The 22,836-nt window shown below is 47.2% G+C and carries 28 protein-coding genes; 10 read left to right on the top strand and 18 right to left on the bottom strand.

All coding sequences use genetic code 11. The annotated features are described in order from the left end of the window. Window position 1: 1 nt before the first annotated feature. Window positions 2-748, top strand: coding sequence for a hypothetical protein (locus tag ASF99_RS06525; RefSeq protein WP_023468213.1), 747 nt, complete (start codon window positions 2-4; stop codon window positions 746-748). Window positions 749-1,157: 409 nt separating this feature from the next. On the opposite strand, the gene ASF99_RS06520 is transcribed toward ASF99_RS06525, so the two are convergent. From ASF99_RS06520 to ASF99_RS06510, 3 genes are all read right to left on the bottom strand, one after another. Continuing rightward, window positions 1,158-1,388 (bottom strand): helix-turn-helix transcriptional regulator, encoded by a 231-nt coding sequence (locus ASF99_RS06520; RefSeq protein ID WP_055969474.1) that lies wholly within the window; start codon window positions 1,386-1,388, stop codon window positions 1,158-1,160. Between the two features lie 159 nt (window positions 1,389-1,547). Then, window positions 1,548-2,120 carry a GNAT family N-acetyltransferase gene (locus tag ASF99_RS06515; protein WP_055967920.1) on the bottom strand — a complete coding sequence of 191 codons (573 nt, stop codon included), beginning with the start codon at window positions 2,118-2,120 and terminating at the stop codon, window positions 1,548-1,550. A 15-nt stretch (window positions 2,121-2,135) separates the two neighbouring features. Beyond that, window positions 2,136-3,371: an MDR family MFS transporter gene (locus ASF99_RS06510; RefSeq protein WP_055967917.1), complete on the bottom strand. Its 1,236-nt coding sequence runs from the start codon at window positions 3,369-3,371 to the stop codon at window positions 2,136-2,138. 102 nt (window positions 3,372-3,473) lie between these two features. Here ASF99_RS06510 and ASF99_RS06505 point away from each other — a divergent pair, with 102 nt between their 5' ends. Together ASF99_RS06505 and ASF99_RS06500 are read left to right on the top strand one after the other, a co-directional pair. Next, a complete protein-coding gene (locus ASF99_RS06505) occupies window positions 3,474-5,105 on the top strand; it encodes an ABC transporter substrate-binding protein (RefSeq protein WP_055967914.1) in 1,632 nt (543 codons plus the stop codon). Window positions 5,106-5,244: 139 nt separating this feature from the next. Further along, a complete protein-coding gene (locus tag ASF99_RS06500; protein WP_055967911.1) occupies window positions 5,245-6,384 on the top strand; it encodes a globin domain-containing protein in 1,140 nt (379 codons plus the stop codon). Between the two features lie 49 nt (window positions 6,385-6,433). Here ASF99_RS06500 and ASF99_RS06495 read toward each other — a convergent pair whose 3' ends face one another. After that, complete coding sequence (locus ASF99_RS06495) at window positions 6,434-7,174, bottom strand: sugar nucleotide-binding protein (protein WP_055967909.1); 741 nt, start codon at window positions 7,172-7,174, stop codon at window positions 6,434-6,436. A 378-nt stretch (window positions 7,175-7,552) separates the two neighbouring features. Next, the gene (locus tag ASF99_RS06490; protein ID WP_055967906.1) at window positions 7,553-8,752 is read right to left on the bottom strand and encodes an MFS transporter; all 1,200 of its coding nucleotides are present in this window, start codon (window positions 8,750-8,752) and stop codon (window positions 7,553-7,555) included. Between the two features lie 174 nt (window positions 8,753-8,926). Between ASF99_RS06490 and ASF99_RS06485 the strand changes: the two genes are divergently transcribed. Further along, window positions 8,927-9,244 carry a hypothetical protein gene (locus ASF99_RS06485; RefSeq protein WP_023468204.1) on the top strand — a complete coding sequence of 106 codons (318 nt, stop codon included), beginning with the start codon at window positions 8,927-8,929 and terminating at the stop codon, window positions 9,242-9,244. Between the two features lie 47 nt (window positions 9,245-9,291). Here ASF99_RS06485 and ASF99_RS06480 read toward each other — a convergent pair whose 3' ends face one another. From ASF99_RS06480 to ASF99_RS17750, 3 genes are all read right to left on the bottom strand, one after another. Further along, window positions 9,292-10,227: a cation diffusion facilitator family transporter gene (locus ASF99_RS06480; protein WP_055967903.1), complete on the bottom strand. Its 936-nt coding sequence runs from the start codon at window positions 10,225-10,227 to the stop codon at window positions 9,292-9,294. Between the two features lie 66 nt (window positions 10,228-10,293). Next, window positions 10,294-10,923: a class I SAM-dependent methyltransferase gene (locus ASF99_RS06475; protein ID WP_055967900.1), complete on the bottom strand. Its 630-nt coding sequence runs from the start codon at window positions 10,921-10,923 to the stop codon at window positions 10,294-10,296. 116 nt (window positions 10,924-11,039) lie between these two features. After that, the gene (locus tag ASF99_RS17750; RefSeq protein WP_050677849.1) at window positions 11,040-11,945 is read right to left on the bottom strand and encodes a methyl-accepting chemotaxis protein; all 906 of its coding nucleotides are present in this window, start codon (window positions 11,943-11,945) and stop codon (window positions 11,040-11,042) included. Between the two features lie 261 nt (window positions 11,946-12,206). On the opposite strand from ASF99_RS17750, the gene ASF99_RS06465 reads away from it, so the two are divergent. Then, window positions 12,207-12,623 (top strand): hypothetical protein, encoded by a 417-nt coding sequence (locus tag ASF99_RS06465; RefSeq protein WP_055967897.1) that lies wholly within the window; start codon window positions 12,207-12,209, stop codon window positions 12,621-12,623. Window positions 12,624-12,806: 183 nt separating this feature from the next. Here the strand turns inward: ASF99_RS06465 and ASF99_RS06460 are convergent, their stop codons facing one another. Beyond that, window positions 12,807-13,001, bottom strand: a complete 195-nt coding sequence (locus ASF99_RS06460; RefSeq protein WP_023468199.1) for a hypothetical protein — start codon at window positions 12,999-13,001, stop codon at window positions 12,807-12,809. Window positions 13,002-13,364: 363 nt separating this feature from the next. Here ASF99_RS06460 and ASF99_RS06450 point away from each other — a divergent pair, with 363 nt between their 5' ends. Continuing rightward, window positions 13,365-13,628: a hypothetical protein gene (locus tag ASF99_RS06450; RefSeq protein ID WP_055967894.1), complete on the top strand. Its 264-nt coding sequence runs from the start codon at window positions 13,365-13,367 to the stop codon at window positions 13,626-13,628. 130 nt (window positions 13,629-13,758) lie between these two features. Here ASF99_RS06450 and ASF99_RS06445 read toward each other — a convergent pair whose 3' ends face one another. The 3 genes from ASF99_RS06445 to ASF99_RS06430 form a co-directional block, all read right to left on the bottom strand. Continuing rightward, window positions 13,759-14,007, bottom strand: coding sequence for a hypothetical protein (locus tag ASF99_RS06445; protein WP_055967891.1), 249 nt, complete (start codon window positions 14,005-14,007; stop codon window positions 13,759-13,761). 248 nt (window positions 14,008-14,255) lie between these two features. After that, window positions 14,256-14,597, bottom strand: coding sequence for a DUF3139 domain-containing protein (locus tag ASF99_RS06440; protein ID WP_082487200.1), 342 nt, complete (start codon window positions 14,595-14,597; stop codon window positions 14,256-14,258). Between the two features lie 540 nt (window positions 14,598-15,137). Next, the gene (locus tag ASF99_RS06430; protein ID WP_055967881.1) at window positions 15,138-15,887 is read right to left on the bottom strand and encodes an SDR family NAD(P)-dependent oxidoreductase; all 750 of its coding nucleotides are present in this window, start codon (window positions 15,885-15,887) and stop codon (window positions 15,138-15,140) included. Window positions 15,888-15,969: 82 nt separating this feature from the next. Here ASF99_RS06430 and ASF99_RS06425 point away from each other — a divergent pair, with 82 nt between their 5' ends. Then, the gene (locus ASF99_RS06425) at window positions 15,970-16,377 is read left to right on the top strand and encodes a MerR family transcriptional regulator (RefSeq protein ID WP_055967877.1); all 408 of its coding nucleotides are present in this window, start codon (window positions 15,970-15,972) and stop codon (window positions 16,375-16,377) included. Here the strand turns inward: ASF99_RS06425 and ASF99_RS06420 are convergent. Beyond that, window positions 16,347-17,420: a threonine aldolase family protein gene (locus ASF99_RS06420; RefSeq protein ID WP_055967874.1), complete on the bottom strand. Its 1,074-nt coding sequence runs from the start codon at window positions 17,418-17,420 to the stop codon at window positions 16,347-16,349. The genes ASF99_RS06425 and ASF99_RS06420 overlap by 31 nt on opposite strands. 124 nt (window positions 17,421-17,544) lie before the next feature. Here ASF99_RS06420 and ASF99_RS06415 point away from each other — a divergent pair, with 124 nt between their 5' ends. Then, window positions 17,545-18,222, top strand: coding sequence for a hypothetical protein (locus tag ASF99_RS06415; protein ID WP_055967871.1), 678 nt, complete (start codon window positions 17,545-17,547; stop codon window positions 18,220-18,222). 197 nt (window positions 18,223-18,419) lie between these two features. Further along, a complete protein-coding gene (locus ASF99_RS06410; RefSeq protein WP_023468187.1) occupies window positions 18,420-18,713 on the top strand; it encodes a hypothetical protein in 294 nt (97 codons plus the stop codon). A gap of 53 nt (window positions 18,714-18,766) precedes the next feature. Here the strand turns inward: ASF99_RS06410 and ASF99_RS06405 are convergent, their stop codons facing one another. The 5 genes from ASF99_RS06405 to ASF99_RS06385 form a co-directional block, all read right to left on the bottom strand. Then, window positions 18,767-19,303: an Imm64 family immunity protein gene (locus tag ASF99_RS06405; protein WP_035397551.1), complete on the bottom strand. Its 537-nt coding sequence runs from the start codon at window positions 19,301-19,303 to the stop codon at window positions 18,767-18,769. A 24-nt stretch (window positions 19,304-19,327) separates the two neighbouring features. Then, the gene (locus ASF99_RS06400) at window positions 19,328-20,464 is read right to left on the bottom strand and encodes a GGDEF domain-containing protein (RefSeq protein WP_023468185.1); all 1,137 of its coding nucleotides are present in this window, start codon (window positions 20,462-20,464) and stop codon (window positions 19,328-19,330) included. A 134-nt stretch (window positions 20,465-20,598) separates the two neighbouring features. Continuing rightward, on the bottom strand, window positions 20,599-20,844 hold the full coding sequence (locus ASF99_RS06395; protein WP_023468184.1) for a phage holin: 246 nt from the start codon (window positions 20,842-20,844) through the stop codon (window positions 20,599-20,601). Continuing rightward, window positions 20,841-21,476 carry a M15 family metallopeptidase gene (locus ASF99_RS06390; RefSeq protein ID WP_055967868.1) on the bottom strand — a complete coding sequence of 212 codons (636 nt, stop codon included), beginning with the start codon at window positions 21,474-21,476 and terminating at the stop codon, window positions 20,841-20,843. Before ASF99_RS06390 ends, ASF99_RS06395 begins: the two co-directional genes overlap by 4 nt. Next, window positions 21,476-22,231 carry a helix-turn-helix domain-containing protein gene (locus ASF99_RS06385; RefSeq protein ID WP_055967865.1) on the bottom strand — a complete coding sequence of 252 codons (756 nt, stop codon included), beginning with the start codon at window positions 22,229-22,231 and terminating at the stop codon, window positions 21,476-21,478. Before ASF99_RS06385 ends, ASF99_RS06390 begins: the two co-directional genes overlap by 1 nt. Before the next feature lie 90 nt (window positions 22,232-22,321). On the opposite strand from ASF99_RS06385, the gene ASF99_RS06380 reads away from it, so the two are divergent. Further along, entirely contained in the window at window positions 22,322-22,819 is a 498-nt protein-coding gene (locus tag ASF99_RS06380; protein ID WP_055967862.1) for a DinB family protein, read from the top strand. The last annotated feature ends 17 nt before the right edge of the window (window positions 22,820-22,836 follow it).

Here is a 22,836-nt window from a genome sequence, read left to right as displayed (position 1 = left end):
GATGACCCTATCAACGGAATCAACCCGATTTTTGGAAGACTTGAAGGTCTACCTGCTTGCTTCGGGAAAAAATGAACAAGCGACGAACGAGATCGTCCTTGAACTCGAAGACCATCTGATTGAAGCGGAAGCGGATGGCAAATCGGTTCGTTCCATCACGGGTGACAGTCCTGCCGCCTACATCCAGTCGATCTCACACGAGATGGCATTTGATTCAAAACAAGCCTTTTGGACGATCATGCAAGTGTATCTTGGTGCTTCCAGCTTTCTATACTTACAAAATCTCTTGAATGGCACGATGACTTACAGTATCCTGCTCGTCGGTGGCTTCTTACTGATAAGCGCTGTTTATTTGACGACACTTGCATTGTTGTTCCGCAAAGACGCCTTACGCGATACTGCTCGACCACGCCTCCTGCGTTACGGGATTCATGGGAGTGTTCATCTTCTTCTGATCGTCGGACTGTTGATCGTCAACGGACTCATTGATTCGCCCAAAATCACGTTATCTCCGAGCGTTGGTTGGTTAATTGGTGCCCTTCTAATTGCCTGGATTCTCGTCACGGCATGGAAGACGAAGACATGGATTTTACCGATTGCAGTGTTCGTCTTTTTCGTGCCTCAACTGCTGCTTTTGTTTGTATTTAATTTGTCAGAGATTACCGCCGTCCTCGTGAGTTATGTTTTGACCTCGATTACGATTGCAGTTACTTTTATCTGTTCATCTAAGAACAGTCAGGCAGATTAATCACTTAATCATTAAGTAGAAAATTAGACAAAGCAGCGACGTTCTCTCACCTTGAAAACGTCGCTGCTTTGTCTTATGACTTTTCACACCTTTCACATCTTGAGTTATTTGAGTGGATCAATGATTTACACTCTTCTTTTTAATGTAAAAATCACACCACCTAAAACAATGAACGTTAGAGGAATAAGTAATCCTAATATATTTCGATAATCGACAAACGTCAGGTCAGCGTAATTACGATGGTAGGTTTCTAACAGTAACCAACCAATCGGAAAAATCGGAAAAGTATACGTATATGCGCTTGAAACAATTCGTCTTCCCCGCTCATCTTTTCCTTCCTCACCGAAAATAAACGGTAGCGATACGAATAAGCTCAATAGAAAAATCGGTATTACTATTATGTTTATAATCACCCTTTTCCCTCACCTTCTCGTTCATATTGAAATACTTCGTTAATATCCTTATCAAATAAATATGCAATTTCAAACGCCAGAATCAACGAAGGGCTGTAGCGACTTCCTTCTAAAGAAATAATGGTTTGTCTACTGACTCCGACCTTCTCTGCCAATTCTTTTTGCGACCATCCTTTTTCAGCTCTTAAAACCGCTAATCGATTCTTAATGAATCCATCACTATTGATGCCCAAACCATCTCTCCTTTCATCACACTATATTTATTACCATAAATAAACAGTAAAATTTTTTTGACTTAAAGTAAAGTTTTTTTTACACATCAAATCAAATAAAAAGCGAAATTCTCAGATTAAGAGAAGTTCGCTGATTACTTGTGTCGATTTCAATTACGTGTTCGTTATTTCACGCTTTGCTTCATACCGCTCACGCGTCCAGTTGTAGACATGACTCGTCACGGTCCGACCGTCGATTCGCTCTAAGACGAATGGTCGGTCAAGAACAGGGGTAAAACCGAGTTTCTCAACGACACGGCGTGACTGGTCATTAAAATCAAAGTGACCACACCAAACGACATCGTTCGGCAGTTCTCGGAAGATGAAATCGAGCATAGCTTCAACGATTTCCGGCATCCGTCCTTCTCCCCAGTAATCAGGTGCGAGGACATACCCAATCTCGACTTGACGGTCATGGGTGATCGAATCGTCCGGCCGACGATTAAAGTGAAATCCGAAGCTACCGATCACTCCACCAGTCGCCTTATCGGTCACTGCATACTCGCCAGGTGACGCTTGGAAAATGCCGATCACTTCTAGACTTTCGTCAAGTGACGCGTGCGGTGCCCAACCTGCTTTTGGTCCGACATTCGGATCCTTCGCGTAAGCATACAATGCTTCTGCATCCTCATCCTGCCAACGGCGTAACAGGTGCCGTGGCGTTTCGATAGTATCTGGTAAGTTCATCTGTATTCCCCCTTATTAAGATACGTTTCGCTCTCGTTCGACAGATTCCTTCACAAACAGACTCGTATAGACTAATCCAAATCCCGTCAAGAGGATCAATCCGAGGTATACACTCATCATCGACGGGATCAAGAAGGTCCCGACGAGAATCGTCGATCGAGAAAGTAAATCGGCTCCAGCAAACGACGTTCCCGCGAACGCTGAGTACGCTCCGCGTTGATCGGCTGGCATCATGTTTGCTTTTTGAGTGTTCAAGACCGGAGAGTAGAGCAACTCGCCGATCGTTGCGATGAAGATGAAGACCATCAGTGCCGTCATGCTGTTGGCACTCGTCACGACGACGTAGCCGATCGTGTACAGCATGAGACCCGCAGCGAGCGTCCGGCGCGGAGACAAACGCTTCGCTAGTCGCTGGACGATGAACGTCAACGTGACGACGAGTAACGTATTTTCGATGTTGATGATACTCATCATCCGGACCCCGTTGATCGACCAGCCGGCAAATGATAGCGGTTCGAACGAATCGGCGAGTCGGACGGCGACGTAACTGCCCATCGAAAACTCAGCCGCTAAGATACACATCGAACCGAAAACGACCTTGACGAACGGACGATCCCGCCAAGCGAGTTGATAGCTCGTGAAGATATCCGTGAGGACACCACGTAGTTTTTGACGCTGCCACGTCCGTGGTGTGTCGTCAAGAAACAGGAAGTATGCAATTGGTAAAACGGATGACGTGAAGCTTAATATCCCGAACAACAGCAGTTGGTTACTGACGTAGAGCCAGCCCCCGAGCGCCGTACCGATGGCGATCGAGAGATTGATCAGCCAGTAGTCGAGCGCATAAACCGCTTGGCGGTTCTCTTTCGTCGTTGCATCGATGATGATCGCCCCCATTGCCGGCCGACCAAGATTACTTGTCACCGAGAAGACAGCGTAAATGACCATGAACAACAGCATCCAGTCGAGTGTCAATGAGATCGTCATCGTGATGAACGTCAGCGCTGTGAGCGCAGAAGTCGTGACGAGCAGACGTTTGCGGGAAAAGCGGTCGGCAAGATATCCGCCGAGTAGATTCGTGATGAAGCTGACGAAGACCATCGCGATCAAAAATGCACCGGCGATGACTTCGTTGAATGCCTGGACGAACAAGAGGGCCATGAACGGCATGATGGAGAACGAGACAGCCCGGTTGAAAAACGATGTGATAAGACGTACTTTAATTGGTTTCGGTATTTCTTTCCATTTCATATTGTCACCTTCCATTCTCTACCTGTATCATAAACAAGACAAGACACAGGAAAAATGGACGTCATTAAAAAAAGATGTCCCCTTTTAAGGAGGAGAAGGACGATGGATGCTTATCTTTTTATGTTATGGAAGACTTGCCGAAATGGACACTACTCGATTGCGACGCTTGCCGACGCCATCCATCTTAGTCCTAAACAAACGAAACGATATCTCAATAAATGGCAGGAAGACGGTTGGATTGGTTACACGAGTGGTCGCGGACGGGGCAACTTAAGTGAACTCGTCTGGTTACGCCACGTCGAACGAGAGTATGCGAAACGGATGCTCGAACGGATCGATCGCGACTCGATCGAGTCGGTGACGGAGGAATTGACGTGGGACTGGTCGCCAGCGCAAGCAGGACGCTTCATGCGGCAACTCGAACGAAAATTCGGCTATACACAGACGACGGCTGATGCGTTATTGATTCCGCGAAAACGGAACTTCCTGACGACACACCCGTTAGAAGCAGCCGATATCCATAGTGCCCACCTCGTCCAGAACGTCTTCAACCGGCTGTTTACGATCGATGTTGACGGCAACATCCAGGGTGAACTCGCCCATCATTATATTTGGAACGGGACGACGCTCAGTCTCTTCTTACGGAAGGACGTCCGCTTTCATGACGGCTCGCTCCTGACGAGTAAGGAAGTGACGAAGAGCCTGCGTGCCTTGATTGCCTATCCGGCTTACGCTTATTCCTACCGGCACGTGAAACAGATCGTCTCGAACGGTCCGTACCGGGTCGACCTCACACTCGATCAGCGCCGGAGTTCAATTTTGCCGCAACTTGCCTCGATACATACGAGCATCATCAAGGATGGCATTGGGACAGGACCGTTCCAACTGACGCAACATGACGACAAGAAAACCGTTCTGACAGCGTTCCCGAATTACTTTGGCATCCGTGCCCTGCTCGACCGGATTGAGTTCATCCAGATGCCGGAGCAATATGACCCGGTCTACCGGACATCGGCATCTGATTCCAGTCCGATTGATACGATCGCAACGCAATCCGGATTTGGTCTCGTCTTGCTCCATCCACGCGCCGGTGGTCCGTTTGAATCAAAAGCCGCGCGACATTATATCCACCGGCTCGTCGCGGAAGTCCGTGGTGGCATTCATGACTTCCATGAACGGGCACAACCGAACGACTGTGGTTTTCTTGAGTCCTATAGTCAACCGTATACTGTCCCGGATGGTCCTGCCGTTTTGTTCACGCAACCGATCCGAATCAAGCTGACTGACTTTACGGACAAGGTGACACGCTGGCTCTGTCAGCGATTTGATCAAGACGGGATTCCGTATGAGTTCGTCGAGGTCGGATTTGAAGAGAGCATCACGGATTTTCATGCCTACGATACGATCGATCTCGCCATCCATGCCGAAGTGTTCGAGCGAAATATCCAGTACGCCTTTTATCAGTTCATGACGAACACGTTCTCACCACCGATCCGACTGTTTCAGCAGATACCAGAGATGTTGAAATCGATCGAACAATATGACGCGACACCGTTCGAAGACTGGCTTCCGATCCATCAAACGATCGAGCGTTACTTGATCGACGAATCGTACTTCATCCCGTTCTATCACGATACACGACTGATTCCGTATCCGATCGAGCTGCAAAACATCACGATCGACTCGTTCGGTTACTTTGATTTCTCGAAGCTCTGGATCTCCAACCAATCGTGACGAATCGTTGACGAAATCTTGACCTGCTTGTGACAAAACGCACGGTATCCTTTAATCTAGTATTTTAAATGTTGTATTAAAGGTGAGGCTGCGAAATACTAAGACTGTCTTCATTACTTAGAGAAAAGGAAGTGGTCTTATGTTATCAACCTCTACCATTCAAATCGTTCAATCGACTGTTCCAGTCCTCGCGTCGCACGGTGCCGCGATCACGAAAGTCTTTTATCAGCGCTTGTTTCAGGCTCATCCGGAACTGAAACACGTCTTCAATCAATCGAATCAACGAAGCGACCGTCAATCGCAAGCACTCGCGACCGCCGTGTATGCCGCTGCTGCTCACATCGATCGACTCGAGACGTTAAAGCCGGTCTTATTACCCGTGCTCCATAAACACCGCAGTCTACAAATCAAACCGGAGATGTATCCCATCGTCGGGCACGAATTACTCGGGGCAATGCAAGATGTCTTAGGAGAAGCCGCAACGCCAGAAATCTTGCACGCGTGGGGAGAAGCATATGGGGAGATTGCCAATCTGTTCATCACGCTTGAAGCCGAACTTTACGCACAGGATGAACAAGCGAAAGATTTTTCCGGTTATCAGACAGTCGAGATTTCGGATGTCGAGGAGCAAGCGGATGGGATTCGCGCCTTGACCTTCCGCACGGACGGTCCACTCCCCGCTTATCGAGCCGGACAATACATCACGGTGCGGATTCAAGACAAAGATGGCTTATGGCACAATCGTCAATACAGTCTGACGACGGCATCGAACACGGAGACATATACGATTGGTGTCAAACGAGAAGGCATCGTCTCGGACTATTTACATGCAGCGCAAGTCGGTGACACGGTATTGATCAGTGCGCCAGCGGGTGCCTTCACTCTTGATGCATCAAGCGAACCCGTCGTGCTGATTGCCGGTGGTATCGGGATTACACCGATGCTTGCGATGGCTGACGAAGCGTTAGCTGCTGGTCGACAGGTAACGTTACATCATGCCGTCCAAGACGAACGCAATCGTCCATTTAACGAGCAACTTGCCTTGCTTGAGCAACGTGGCGCACGCGTCATTCGTTACGCAGAACACCAGGCAATGGATCAAGCGGGACGCCTGCCGAAAGACGTTATCGCAGGTATCACGGATTCGACATACGTCTGTGGTCCGGAAGCAATGATTCAATATGTGATCGAACACTTCACGGCGTCACCCGACAAACTGCATTACGAAATCTTTGGACCAACGCTTGCTTTTGCAGCAGAAACTCCAGTTGCACAATAAAAAACATCCCGCTCTCTTTGACACACGTCAAGGAGAGCGGGATGTTTGATTAGAGGGGCAATCGTTCTGACAATGGACGGACCAAGACGACGTCCGTCGCCATTCGGTTATCACGGCGTGGTTCATCGACCGGTTCAATCGTCCAGTTTTTCGCATGAAGCGTATTCAAGGCACGCGCTAAGTCGTACATCGAATAACGCTCGTTACCGTTCAACTGATAGAGACCTGCTTCCTGTTCAAGTAAAATCGTAACGAGCGCTTCAGCCGTATCTTCAAGCACCGAACTCGACGGATACCAGTTCCGACTCGCCCGAATGACGCCGTGCTGCTTCATCTCGTTCGTGAAGAAGTCGACCATATTGTTCGAACCAGATTCCGTCCCGATCTGCCAGCCGATCCGGACGATCTTCGCTTGTGGATCGAGTGCTTGAATCGCTTGCTCGCAAGCAATCTTATAGGCACCATATTCGTCGGTCGCGTCCGGTACTGCGTCTTTTTCGATCGGTGCCGGCATGTCGTCCGAGAAAACAGACACCGTACTCGTGAAGAAGAACGGAATGTCATATTCTTCGCACAAACGGACGAGCGCTTCCGTCCAACTGACAGACCCCATCCCGATATGTAAGAAATAATCTGGTCGTTCCGTTTCTAAAAACGTGCGCATCGCGGATTCGTCAGTCGTCGAGACTTTCGTTCGGTCCCAGGCGACTGTCTCGATGTCGTGCTTTGCTAAGACGTCCGCAACGACGGGTGCTACCGTACCGTTCATACCTGTAATGATTGCTTTCATGTTGATGCTTCCCCCTTATCTTCGATCGAAAATCATAAAACCGCTTGCTACTTCAGTTTACACGGGAAGTATTGATTTAACGAATCTGAGGTCATTCTTCTACGACCATTTATGCCTCAAATGAAAAAAACGTCCGCTGTCCAATCTAAAATTGGTAAGCAGACGCACTGTTTAGTTAGTTCATCCTTACTCCGAAACGCCTTCCGTTTCCATTCGGCGCCACAGTACATTCAAAAAGACCGTCATCCCACTAATCGGAATCAAAAACAATAACGCTGTGATCCATAAACTCTCCATCGACTCCACTCCTCATCGTTCATTTCTATCTCTAGTGTACATAAGCGCGAAACCGCTTACCTCCACCTCAAGGCGGATATTTCATCCGACCTTGTCCTGTCGTACCTCAGTAAAGGAAACGGTACGATGAAGAAGTAACCAGACACTGGTCATGATAAGACCACTTAAGGCAAAGAACAGGAAAACGAATGAGATGCTAAAGAACGATGTCAAGTACGACGACAATCCGTAACAGAGCGCAGAACACGCCGTTGATGCTGCGACCATCGCCGTCCGGACCCGGCCGAGCAAATGCGCAGGCGTCGAGCGCTGCAACAAGGTCGCAAATGGAATCCCGAATAACGTCAGCGCCATCCCGAGCAAGACGAAACCGCCAACAGCCACTGGGACGAATGAGACATAAGCGACGATCGCAATCGCAAGACCTTGCAAGACGACGGCAAAACGAAACAGTTTATCCTGTCGTACGGAGGCGACCCATTTTCCGTAAAGGAGCGACATCGCGATTCCCCCGATCACCGTCGATAGTTCGAGTGCAGAAAACGTCTGGGCATTTCCCAACAAGACATCCTTGGCATATGGTGCAAGTAAAGTATTCATTGGTGTGATCATCCAGTTTGCAAGGATCGCACAACCGAGGATCCATTTCAGGCGACCGTCACGGACGACGTGACCGATCCCTTCGAGCAACGCTTCGCGGTACGAACCATGACGCGCTCCTTCTGCGACTTGCCCTGTCATATGTCGAACGAGTAACCAGGCGGCAAGATGTAGACCAAGATCAAGCCATAAGATACTCGTAATCGAGAAATGGGCAATCATCATCCCACCGAGCAAAAATCCGCTCAACGTACCGATCCGCTCAATCGTTGCAAGATAGGCATTCGCTTGCGGCAATTGGTCATCTTCCACTAAATCAACGACCCACGTGAAGACGGCATTGCCACCAATGATTTGCAGAATCGTCTGCACGACGAGTAAGCCGAGTAACCACGGTAGGACGACGTTCGTCAGACCGATTCCCGCTAACGCGATCCCAAGCGCCAGCAAGCGAATGAGTAATGATGTTTGATACAACGATGCACTGACGAACCGGTCGATCCATGGTCCGACGAACGTTGAAACGAGAAAACGAATCAAGAATACACCAGTCGCAATCAGTGCGACGCCAGAAGCACTGATCTCTTCCGCACTTACCCAGTAGATCGCGATATAGACGAAACTCGTCCCGACGGTCGATAACAAATCCGAGACATACATAAAACGAAACGCACGTGACATGATGCTTTATTCCTTTCCTAAAACGACTTCTTGTCTATCTTACAATTTTTCTCAATTGCTGCCCATTCTTTTTTCGTCATCACATCGTCATCGTCTGTTAAGGCATTCTTACCCGTCTGTAACAGAGCCGACATGTTCATTCGCTATACTAAACGCATAGGGAGGTGAAGATCCATGAAAACGCAAACGCGTTATGACTATGAAACCGAACAGGAACAGGTCGACGTCCCATCTGAGGCACGTCTAGGCTACTACTTTCTTTTGATCGTCCTGCCGCTTGGTCTCGCGCATCTTGTCCAGTCGCTTGCTCCTTCGCCGGATCAACACCACTCGTCCGTATTGACGGGTTTGACGTTCTTATCCATCGTCTTTTTCATGTACTTAGGTAACCGAGCTGCTGGAAATGCCAAAACGACCTTTTTCGGATACTCGATGTTCTTGAGTATCAGTCTGTTCGCGACGCTGTTTCTACCAACGGTGCCGATCATTTGAGCATAAGCAAACGAGCACACGTCCGATTTGGACGCGTGCTCGTTTTTTTAATGCGTATGCGATTCGTGTTTGCCGTCACAATACAACGTATTGCCATGTGCGTGCTGATCAGTCTCGACCTGGATGGTCGCGTGGTTAATCCCGACGTGTTTTAAATCGTGATCAATCTGTTCGCGAATTGACTCTGACTCCCGGACGGTCATGTCCTCTTTGACGACGACGTGACACGATAATGCGTTATAGCCACTCGTGATCGACCAGATGTGCAGATCATGTAGTCCGAGGACGGCTTCGTTCGTCTGTATCGTCGAAACGACCTCATCGATGTCGACATCGCTCGGCGTTCCTTCCATCAAGACGTGAACGGATGCCTTCGTCACGTAATAGCCGCTCCGTAAGACGAGGATCGCCACGATGACACTCGCCAGTGGATCCGCCCATCCCCAACCGAAGAACATGATCAGAAGAGCAGCTGCAATCGCACCGACCGATCCAAGCATGTCGCTTAAGACATGCAGATAGGCACCGCGCATGTTGAGGTTGTGCTCATGTCCACCGCCACGTGTCATGATCCAAGCAACGAGAATGTTGACTAGCAAGCCAAGGACACTGATGATCAGCATTCCGGTCGTTGCGACAGCGGGTGGATCGATGAAGCGTTGAATGGCTTCAATGAAAATATAGAGAGCGATGACGATCAGTGTCACGCCATTTATGATGGCGGCTAAGATTTCAAAGCGTTTTGAACCGAACGTCTTATTCGCATTCGGTGCTTGACTCGAGAACTGGAAGGCTAACAAAGCGATCGCAAGTGAAATCGAATCACTGAGCATATGCCCTGCGTCCGATAACAACGCTAGACTATTCGTCCAAATCCCGCCGATGACCTCGACGATCATGAACGCAGTGATGATCAGGAACGACAGGCCCAGTACCTTTTTATTGTCGGTATGATGATGGTGGTGATGATGATCATGTGCCATGACGTTGCCTCCTTTATCAGTTCATTCAAACGTCTATTTGAATTATAACGTGGCTCCTTCCTTTGGTCAACGGGCACATCCTTTATATCCCACAAGTGCTACCGTATGAAACGACCGAATGATTGGACCGCGTATTAATGCGACATTTATAAAACCAGCTTGTTCAGCAAGTGGAATGAACTCCTGTTCGATTTGTTTTCGAAGATCTAACCACTCAATCCCTGCTTTTCCATCACAGTATGTTAAAACGAATCGCCCGCCTGGTCGTAAAGCGCGATACAGTTCTTGTAATGTCTGATCGACGGATTCCCAAAAATATACCGTATGAATGCTAAAGATCCCGTCGACCGTCTCATGGAGTAATTTTAAATGATTAATATCGGCTTGTTGAATCGTCGCTCGGTTTGCTTGAATCGCTTGCCGATTACGAAAAGTTGCTGACCGGACCATCGTCTTTGACAGATCGAGACCTGTAACGTGCTTCGTATCTGTTTGCGAAAGCAAATAGGCAATGCCATGTCCCGCACCTGTACCGAGTTCTAGAAAAGTTTCTCCTGCCTGAACGTTAAGTATGTCGATCGTCCATTTCATTTCTTCATGATGTTGCCGGACCATGATCTCACCAATTGACGCTCCAATGATTCCCCGTGGTTTCGCATATTGTTGATCGATGAATCTATTCCAAAATTGCTTCATTTTTATCCTCCTGACTATCTACTCTCATGACTCCATTATCATTTCCTAGATAATTCAACACTATCAAAAAAGCAATGTGATTCCCTCACATTGCTGAAATATCGCATGTAATTGTTTTAAATGAACGACCGGAAATCCTCTGTTTGCTGCTCGAGTTGTCGTGCGACCTCTTCGATTGCGGTAAAGCGTTGCATCGTTTCTTTTACCGTCGCAAGGCTCGACGCGACTTCGAGATGGGACGCTTCAATCTTTTTCATCATCGCCATGATTTGACGATTCATCGTTTCCGTATTAGTGCGCACTTCGACAACTGCACTGCCGACTAGGTCCGATAAGTTTTTGACTTCACTTGCAACGACCGTAAAGCCTTTACCGTGTTCTCCAGCCCGTGCCGCTTCGATTGCTGCGTTCAGTGACAACAGGTTCGTCCGGGCAGCAATCTCCTTGATCGTATCAGCAATCTTCGTGATCTCGATTGCTTGGGCATATAACGTTTCGAACGTCTGTTGGTTTTCTGCCGTTTCACTCGAAATCGTGTTCATCGTCTCTTGAAGTTGGTTGCCCTCTTTCGATCCTTGAATCGACTGCAGATTCAGTCCTTCAGCAAGCGTCTGGAAGCTTTTCGCATATCCTTGTACACGATCAATCCGGTCCGTGATGTTACTGGCGATCTTGACGACACCGACGACCTCTTCTCCTTCAAAAATCGGCATGTAGGTTGCTTCAAGCCATAAGATGTCGCCCCGGGCATCGACCCGTTTGATTTTATCCGCTGTACTGAAGCCCGAAAACAGGCGTGTCCAAAAGTCCTGATACTCACGGCTGTTCGCGAATTCTGGTGTGCAAAACGTATGGTGCTGTAAGCCAATCATCTCGTCTCGTTTATATTTCATCGTTTTCGCAAACAAGTCATTGACGTCGACGACGCGTCGTTGGCGATCAAAACAGATCATCGCGACGTTTGCTTCCAGGCTCGATAAAATCGCTGGTGAGCGTAGCGGTCTCGGTAAGATTTCATTCATGGTGTCATTAACTCCTTCTATGTATCATTCATGTACTAAGACAGTTTTCCAAAAGAACAATCTGTACCTATCTATCGTCATCAATTGACCTTTTTTATAGCTGAATCGGCGATTATCCAAGTTGATTTTTCGCGAAAACGGGATCACTTTAATAAAATATTGTGACAGTCACAAACGATATACTATGGGATTGTCAAAAAGTGTAGTAGATGCTACATTTAATTATGTAGTTAATACTACATTTTTAAGGAGGAAATAAAAATGACACATAACAAGTCCCCTCTATTTTCGAAAGAACAAGCTATCGTCTTGGTCGTACTTGGTGCAGCGTTTTGGTTCGTCGGTGCCCTGTCAGTCAGATTCGGATCTGGAATCGGCATGTTCGAAAATGTCGGAAACGTGATCGCCTTCCTGATTGGTTTACCGGTTTCGTGGATTTCCGTCATCATCATAAAAAAAGTTGCATGCTTGAATGCTGAACAGATGGTGCCAGGTGTCAGTCTCGGACTGTTAGTGGCTACGTTCTTAGACGGAATCGTTCTAACGTGGGGCACATCTCTGTATGGAACGGATCCCTTACTCGTCGGACGTGGTGCAGCATGGATCCTTTGGGGGGTCTTCGCCTTTCTTGCTTCTGCTTTCATCGAGGCAAAACGGATGGGATATAAGATGATCTAATACGATAAAGTGTATTTTATAGTACGACAAATAACGAGCGTAGACCGTAGGACTCATCTAACGGTCTACTTGTGTAAAAGTAGGTGAATTAATTTTAGTGTGTCGGTGAAGAAGATAATGAGCACCTCGAAGATTTAATTCTGTGGGGTCATATTTAAAAAGAACGATGGACTTCAGATGAAATCAATCGTTCTTCGTTTGTGCTTCGATTTTCTCGTTCCGAGCAGCCTCAAAGTTGCGATAAATCGTAAATCCTACTAAACCAATCAACCAGATAATGCCATACCCGAGTTCCCAGTCGAAGCCGAAATATAAGATCGACGACGTAATGACGACGATAAGAACTAACCGAATGCTTGATAAATGATACTTACTCATGGTTTCCCTCCTTTTCTTCCGCCACCGAAGTAGATGTATGTCACAAAAAGAATCAACATCCACGTAAAAACCGCGAATATGATTTTAAATAAGCCGTCAGGCAGTATTTTTGAGATATATAACATAGTCATTAGGATTGAAAACGTTAAATGGTTATTTCTCATTTGTGTAGAGAGCTTATCCCAATTGAGCAGTACAAGTAGTACCGCGACGGGTGCGAGGAGTGCCGTTAGGAAGAAGAACGGAACGTTCCTCATATAGTACGGTATCTCGTCTTTGTTTTTTCCCATCACATATCTCTCCTCATCTTCAATATAGAAAACCTAGCTTCTCTATTCATTTCATCGAAACGGATATGATTGTATGAAAAAAGAAGTACGTCCACTCATCTATACACTTATCGTTCTCGTCATCTTGATAACTGCCTATCCGACTTACCTCTTCGTTTCTAAAACGATGACTGAAATCAAGATTGAACGAATGTTAGTTGAATCAGGATACGACCAAGATATTTCAAAAAAAGAAACGATCTTTGAGTCGAAGACCGGAAGATACGTGTCGGAAATCAATACACGAATGAACCAGACTATACATACAACTATGAAATCGTTGAAGATCATGTACTGACGACTGTATACGACCAGCATCATGTTGAAGTGATTGGCTCCGTTCAACATGAATTAAAATAGATATCGTATTTTAAATAACAATCGAGCCCATTCAGCAATCGCACGAATGAACTCGATTTATGTACCTCTTAACATTCTTCTTTCATGTTCAGTGATTCTGCCGAGCGAATCGTAATTTGTTTTGTAGCATCATCGATGGATATGACACAATCCCATGTCGGTTTTAACTGAAGGACATCATTTTGATCCAACCACAAGACCGCAGTCAGTTCGATGAAGTCCCCCATCACTACCATTTTTCTCGCCTTCTCATCAATGACGGCATATAGTTCATCCTCTAAATTGATTTTCCAGTCAAAAAATTCATTGATACTCATACGTTATCTCTCCCAATCCTTCATACGTTCTCTAGATCATTCCGCCGTAGAAAACGTAATCTTCCATTTTTTCCGCGCGATCAATACAACGATCAGAGAAGCCAATAAAGATATTCTAAGCGTTGTATCACTGATTACGTGAAATCCGTAATGAAGTGAAAAGAGTACCATGAGTAGCGCAACGACGCTTCCTAAAAAGATCATATTTTTCATTTTGTCACCTCACTTCCATTCTTGACTACTTGCTGTCAATACTCTGAAATATACCGTCCTTCTTGTTTGTTCTTAATTTGTTCGCCGTCTTTGAATCCCGTGACTTTAAAGCGATGAGCTCCCGATCGATAAATCTCATATTCATTTTCCGGTTCATCTTGGAACACGACCCGTGCAATGAATTCACCCGTGCTCGTATCGTATCGAATTTCCTTGTTCTTCACATATGTCATATACTTCTGTTGCTTCAAATAATGATCGATTTCCTGAGTGACCTCTTGTTTTTCATCATAGTAAAACACCTTAAAGGCTGAAGCACCGATAATACCCACTCCTAGAATCATCACTATCGTAATCCATACATAAATTCGTTTCATTCCATCACTCCCGAGCAGAAATAAGAAAAATATCGCATTTCCAGATGCCATTCCCCTTGTTTTAAAAACTAGATATGTATAAACTAATACAATAAAACAAAAAAAGGAAGTCGTTTGTGATAAAAAAATCCATAAAATACTTTTTATTGTCATTGATGATGCTTGTTATCATCTTGAATCTCTTGAATGGTCGAGTGATTGAAAATGAGCGATTAACGTTAGCCGTGAACATCGCTATCGTGCTGATGGCGTTATTTTTTATCAGCTTGAGATTTTCAAAGCGAAAACGTAAATAGGATGCTTATCGCTCTAAAAAAAGTACGTAAAGGTGGTTAACTCGTGGGGCAATTCATGATTTTCGGCGCCTTGATGAATCTTCTGATCATTGGCGCAGTCGTCTATGTCGTATGGAAATTAGCAAAAAAACTCTTTAAAAATAAATGATGGATGTCCCTTTTTGATTCATTGCTGAAATTCGTATCAATTATGCTTACATAAACAAGGTCCCTTTCTCATTCGAAAAAGGGACCTTGCTCCATTTTATCCTGCGTAGTTGAACAATGGACCACGCAATTCGAACTCATATGTCTCACCGTCGACGATGCCGACGATCGCGTCGCTTTCAATCAACTGATGCAGGAAGCCTGCCATTTCAGCCGCCGTATGGTACTTTTTGACGTTCTTGCTGTAGTCGAAACCTGCTTCGCCGCGCGAACGATCCGCAAACTCTGTCTCAGTCGCAGCTGGTGCCAGTACTTTCGCCCGAAGTTTTGCCCCACCTTTTTGCAGTTCTTGCGCGAGCCCTTCTGTATAAGCACTGACATAGAACTTCGTCGCGCAATACGTGACCGCGTTCGGCACGATCCGGTAGCCACCTGCTGACGAGATATTGACGAGCGTCGTTCCGTCAACGTCATGATGATCGCGGACGAACAGACTCGATAGAATCGTTAGCGCCTCGATGTTCAAGCGAAGCATTTTCTCGATTTTCCCGAGCTCAATGTCCTGGACGAGATCAAAATCGCCGAATCCAGCATTGTTGATCCACGTTTCGATGTCGAGTTCCTTTAGTCCCTCATATAAATCATGGACATTTTGGTTATCTGCGAGATCGACCGACTTGAGGATGACATCACTATCTGGTGAGATTTGTTTGACTTCATCCCGAAGTTTTTCGAGCTCAGACGTCCGTCGCGCGACGAGAACGAGTGATTTTCCTTTTCCTGCGAGTAGTTTTGCCGTCTCATATCCAATTCCTGAACTTGCTCCTGTAATGACCGTGTACTTCATGTAGCATATCCCCTTTTTGATTTGGTATAGTGAGAGTCTAATCCTTAGAGTGAACTCTAAGTCAAGCAGAAAGGTGAGATGTATGTATACGATTTCTGAAATCAGTCGATTGACCGATACGAGTGCCCATACGATCCGCTATTACGAAAAAGAAGGGCTACTGTTTCCGAAGCGCCAGAACGGTCAACGTCGATACGACGACCAAGATGTGACGTGGCTTCGGTTCGTCCTCCGCTTGCGCAAAACGCATATGCCAATCGAGCAAATCCGTTCTTACGTGACGCTGTTTCTTGCTCACGGCGAGCAGGATACGACGCAAGAACGGCTCGCATTGCTTGAAGCCCACCATGCGAACGTCTTAGCACAACTAGCAGCATTACAGGAAACGGAGCGAATGATTGCAGAAAAAGTCGACACTTATCGTCGCCTCCATCCTACAATTCCCGCTCCTGATGTTGTTCAATCCTCTGAGAACGCCTCCGTCAATTGACGATAGACCGTTTCACGCTCGTCAGGCGGCAACGCAAGAAAACTGTCGCCGATGTTGACTTCCGTCGCGCAGCCGCTATCTTTCTCAACTAGATAGCCAGCGATACCAACTTTTCCGTGCGACTGGATTTCAATCAATTTTTCCTCGACGACTGCTTTTTCTGCCTTGAAGTAGAGATGAAACATGTTCGAGACCGGCGCAAGGGGACGAGTCGAGATGCCTGAGATCGCATTCAATCGGCTCGCAAGCTCCTTTGCGGCTGCATGGTACTTCGCCATGCGGTCTTTTCGTTGTTCATAATAAAAATCGGCAGACAGAATATACGGATATAGACTGATCAAGTCACCGCCGTAGCGACGTTTCCAGATCCGTGCCTCTTGGCAAAACGGTTCTGGTCCAGCTAAGATTGCTCCTGCGACACCGCCGAGTCCCTTATAAAAAGAGATATAGACACTGTCAAACAGTTGCGCGATGTCCTTTGCTTCTGCCTCATAATACGGTAAGACCTCAAGTAAACGGGCACCGTCCAAGTGAAGACGGATTCCTCGATCACGGGCATACGCACAAATCACTTCGAGTTCTTCACGCGACGGAAGCAATCCGCCGAGTTCGCGTTGTGGTAGTTCCAGTAACAAACAACTAACGTCCGGCAAAGCTTTGACGTCGTCTATCGTCATCAACCGATCGGCTTCTCCGACTAGTATTGGTTCGATCCCGTGCAACTTCTTTAAGCCGTCCTGTTCATGAATCTCAAGGTGACAGAGCGGGTGATAAGCGACCTTACGATTGTTTTGTTCATCCGACCAGATACGTAGCGCAATCTGTTGCGCCATCGTGCCACTCGGGAAAAAGACCGCATCGTCGTGTCCGAGTAAGTCTACCATCTTGCGCTCAAACGTCTTGATTAATTCGCCGTTACCATAGATATCGCTCATTTGATCGGCAGCAACGCCCTGCAACGCTTCTTGTAACACGCCGACCGTCCGACTACCATGTCCATCTAAACGTTTCGTCGTTTCTTGGTAACTCGTTCGTAAATCCATCTCTTTCATTCCCTTCTAAATCAATGACTATTTTTTGAAAAAATCAAAATATTCCCTCTCCACTTTTGCTATACTGTGTAGCGAAAGTCTGTTAAACGTACTCGTCAAAGGAGGTGTCCCTATCGTGAAAACGCTTCGCACTCGCCTATTGCTTCTTATTCCACTTGTCTGTCTACTACTACTTACCGTGCAACAATTCGTCCCGTCGCTCTATACGTCACTTCTTGGACGAATTGATTCAGCAACGAATACATATTGCGTCGACCGTTGCGGTCCAAAGGAATCGATCTTCGATACGATCGAAGAAGGAACGTCTTATGGTGAAAGCACGGTCACGATGAGCGAAGTAGATCCACCAGCTCCATGGTTCCGGACAGGGTTCGATTCTTCGGTGACGACACCTCCTTATCTTCTCGTACTATGTCTCGTTCTCCTGTTTTGTAGCTGGTTTTTCTGGCATTATCTCCAGTGGTTGCGTCGACCTCGTATCGATCCATCAGGGTATGTGCTTCCGCCACGGTTTCCAATCTTCATTTATGAGACAAAAGACCTGCCTGCTGACTCGATTCGAAAACAACTCGCTCACTTTAATGCACAATTGCCGCTTTCCTTACGACGCCGGACCCACGAGACAGTAACAGAATGGTTCGACCGGATTGCGTTTCCATCTCCTGTTGATCCGCTCTACTTTGAAGTGCGATATGGGAAAATGCCGGTCATCTCGACACATCAATTGACCTTCTTCGTTCAAGCGATGGAGCGATATCTTCGGAACTGCCAAGTCCAGTCATCAATTTCTTGAATCTAGTCGCCTTGCGCATTGAAGCTTGGCGGTTTTTTTGTGTTTACAGATGTGATTGCTTTTGAAAAAAGATTTTAGAGGACTTTACAGACTGAATTGACTTTTTTTCAAAATCAGACGATTAGTTGCCAGAAAACTGGGTAATATAGACTATAGTAGAGAAAAATTTTTCAATTAGGAGAGTGAGGTGAGAGAAGATGATCAGTGCCCAAGAAGCCTATTACATTAAGAACGAATTGAATGAGAAATTTGTAGATCCGCGGATTTCCTGTGATTTTTCAATCTTTTCGCTTGAACCGTTCCAACTTCTCTTACACGTACAAGAAGATGTCGATGAACTTAGTACTGAAATTCGCTATGGTTTAAGCCGCAAGATTCGGTCTCAGCTCACACAACTCGATGCACGTGTCGGGGGTGTTCCCGTCAAAACGGTCTACATCATATCGGCTCCTCTCATTTCCGATCGATCGTATTGCGTCATCTTACAATGAACTTTAAAATACCCCGTATGAGAAGCAAACTCTCACGCGGGGTATTTTTGTGTTCATCGGTCTGTAAAACCATCGATTTTCCATGCGTTCTTTAAAAAAGTCTGCTCCTTGGACCAATAGACAATCGCATATTCTTGATTGATGCGTTCCCGTTCTGTTATCAAATGCTCGATTTCTGCATCAAAATCACAATAGGCATATAAAGCATTCGATCGATTGGCAATCCTCTGCATATCCTCCATGAAAATCGTCTCCTGCTGATCGAGTGACCACGCAGTTAAATTCTCTTCTTGAAAACCGAATTGAAAACCGAAACAGTCTGGTTCTTTTTCAATCGTCATTCGAACAGGTATTGTCGTTAAACCATGATACGCAAAGAAAACGAGCGAGGCATTCCCGTAATGATGACTCAGCAATGGACGCCAGTCTTTCGGAAGACCTTTTTCCTCGCCCCAATGTGATCCATCAATATCCGTCGCGTAACTGTATCCGAGAACTCGTATGTCTGAATGAAATGCATCCAAGACCGTTCGAGCAGCGTTTTCCATGTTTTCCGTTTTTTCAAAAACAAATCCTACCTGTATCACCATTCTTCATTCCCATCTGATTATGCATTACCCTGCCATGTCACCAATTTGGTTCCGACCATTCTCTTTCGCCCGATACAACGCTTGATCGGCTTGGTCGATCACCTCTTTTTCCGTCGTCTCTGCTCCAGGTACGAGCGACGTCAAGCCAAGACTGACACTGACCCGGCAAAGTGGTTCATACCGTTCATGTACGATATTCAAATCGAGAATGTCCTGACGAATTCGTTCTGCAATGTGCCGGGTTTCTTCTGCTCCACGCGACAACAGGACCGTGAACTCCTCCCCACCGTACCGTGCGACTTGCCCATGCCGTGCTTGACGCTTCAAGACGCGGGCGACTTCCTTTAAACATTCATCCCCTTTTAAATGACCATACGTATCATTATACGATTTAAAGGCATCGACATCGATCAAAATCAGGGAGAGTGGTGTCTGCTGTTGTTTGGCTTCTTCGAGAAGATGTTCTAATCGTTCATCGAACGCCCGCCGATTCGGGATACCGGTCAAGGCGTCGTGAAGCGAACGATGAATCAAGGCTCGTTTACTGCGTTCCATCCGAAACGTCTGGATGAAGGCAATCAAGACAAGAACGGCAATGCTTGCGACAACGACGATGACCCACTTCGCAGCACTCGATGCTTGCTCGGAACGATTCGTTGCTTCGGCGATGATTCGGTTGACGTCCGTCCGTAGACGGGCATCAATCGGGCGAAACGTCTCGATGAACTGCATCCCTTGATAACGCTTTGCCTCAGCGGCTGCTTGATCCCCGTTTCGAACGAGTGCCAGTTGGGCATCATAAAATCGGATGGCTGTCTCGATCCGGGGAATCGCTTCCGTTCGGACGAGCTTTCGCATGATCGGATGATTCTCATCGAGTTGATTGAGTCGTTCGACCGTTTGATCTAGCCGATCAATCGTCCGATCATACTGCGCTAGATCCGCCTCGTTCGGTGAGAGGATGTAACTGCGAACGACCAGTTCAAGATTTAGTAACGCCGGAAACAACTCCGCTGCTTCCGTCGAGATCGGAATCGCCTCGTTTAAGATGCGTGCATTTTCTCGTTCGATTTTCAGGAAAGCTTGATAACTCCAGACGCTTGTAAACAATAGCGCACAGAGTGCCAAAAACAAATAGCGCTGCAACGTTGACCATTTCACAAAAAGACCGACCTTTCTTTCTCTTTCTAATTGACTAAAGTCTATCCCTTCTATCGGTGTCTTGAAATCAAACTGTTAGTCGTTTGTATGAAATAATGCCCGTTGCTAGCACATTCCAAACGCTTCCAGCCTTCTTAATCGGTCAGGGATGTGTTTTCCAGCTGTTCCTGTGACTGCCTTCGTCTCAGTGCTCGTTCTGTCACATCATTGTTCTTCCACCAAGCGACGAGTAGACCGACCAGTCCGATCAGACCCGTCACGAACCGTTCGACGTCACTTGACGATACTGGCAATGCTGTAAAACCGAGCGTCGGTAAGAGTAACTCAAGAAAAACATAGAGAGGAATCAAGAGGCGAATCCACGCCTGAAGACGAATCATGGGGACACCGGAAAGAGACGACGCCATGTTTGAGGACCAACGATCCCGTCAGCGACTAGACGACACGTCTGTTGGAACGTTCGAACGGCGTGCGTCAATCGGGCATCAAAGACTCCCGTCACCACAAGTCCCAAGCGTTTTTCAAGGGCTCGGACGAGTTCCGGTGCTTGGATTTTTTCCCGGAGATAGCGTCCTTGTTTTGGAACGTGATGACGCGCTAGACTGACATGATCGTACAGTTCAAAGTGTGGGTAGTCGGGAAAACGAGACCAATCCCCTCCCCAGTCCATTCCGCGTCGTTTCATCGCTGCAACGATTCGTCGGAGTCGCGCGTCTGGCGGAGAAAGGAACAATGCTCCATCCTGATAGAGAAAGACGTCGATTGCGACACCGAAATTATGGTTTGATTGTCCACCGCGGGCTTGCGTCACGATGGGTCCTGGTGTCGTCCGTCCTTTTGCGTACAATACGTTCTGTTCCGCGATGCTCCGAAAACTTTGCGCTATACCGAGTTTGATTCCATGCGGATACAGCTCTCGAATCGCGTCACGCGCGATCCGGACGACAGACGGATGCATGCCCGGAACGGATAGTTTTTGATTGGCACGTCGGAGTATTTCTTCCAGTTGCATCAGGCTCCCTCCCTTGTCAGTCCTTGTAATAGTTCAGCAATTTCGGCGTCATCAGGTATGATCTGGTTCTCCTTCTGGTGTGCTTCATACACTCGTTGCGCTGCTTTTTCTCTTTCCATCCAATTCGGTAATTGAAATAATGAAGTGTCTCTTCTTGAACGTTTGGTTATTCGTTTCCGCCGTTCAGCCGGTAATCCAGTCGCAAGACGCTTGACGACTTGCTCGATGTAGCCAAAATGACGACTGTTCGCTCGCGCCGCTTCTTCGATCGCATACTGGATGCGCTCAATCGGATGGTCTGTTGCCAGCTGTAGCAATTCCTGCTCGATTCGTGGTGTCGCCTTGCCTAGATTCGTTTCGTACTGCTGCACCAGCTCCTTTTTTAAAGTCGTATTCTTCAAGACTTCTTCTTCGGAGGCAGCAGAAACCTCGGGGGCAGTCGTCACTTGACTCGCCGAGGAAGGTGTCTCGACACGGGGCAGGACACGGTAAGCATTCGAGGTCTGTCCCCCGTGTTTCGTGAACCGTTCGACTTTCTCGATCCGACCGCTTGCAACCAAGGACTGGATACACGACTTGACCGTCGATTTACTGCACGGGACAGCGTCGGCAATCGTTTGATAGGACGGGAACGCTTGACCATCCTGACCGCTGAAGCTTTCAAGAATCAGATAGATCATCTTTTCATGGACGGACGCAAATGCCGTCCCGCTCCGTAAGAGCATATGGGGAACCTGGAGATATGGGGCTTGCATGGTGATTCCTCCTTTCTAGGAAATATGACAGGAAGAAGTCGCAGATTGTTCGAAAAGAATAGGGAGATGTTTTTTGAGAGGAGTGACAGGATGAACGAACTATTCACCTATTATCTACAGGAGCTTGATCACTATCAACCGAATTCCTTGATTCATCATCTGGATCATGACACATGGTCGATCAGTCAGATGTACGATCATCTGATTGTCGTCAGTCATGAGTATTTGGATGAGGTCGAGTCGTGCCAGTTCGCACCCATGACCACGTCCGGGAAGTCACCGTTTGGCGAGGTACTGTTTGCTGCCGGTGCGTTTCCGGCGACACCGATTCGGTTACCGGATGCGATGAACGCACCACCGGACGAGACGGCTCGCGTCGACCGATTACGGAAGCGTTGGCTTGAGTTGACCGATCGTCACGCATCACTTGCCATGGTCGCCCAGTCGACAGCCTCTGACCAAAAGACGCACCACGGTGGGATGGGCTGGTTGAATGCCGCTGAGTGGTATGCTCTCGTCACGTATCATCTCGCGCACCATCGCCACCAAAAACGACGGCTTGATGCTGCGTTAGCGAATCGGTTATAAGAAAAAGCGCTCTCCGT

This window comes from Exiguobacterium sp. Leaf187 (genome assembly GCF_001423925.1).
In the GTDB taxonomy this organism is placed as follows: domain Bacteria; phylum Bacillota; class Bacilli; order Exiguobacteriales; family Exiguobacteriaceae; genus Exiguobacterium_A; species Exiguobacterium_A indicum.
The sequence above is the reverse complement of the archived record's forward strand: the minus strand, read 5'-3'. Positions and strand labels throughout refer to the sequence as shown.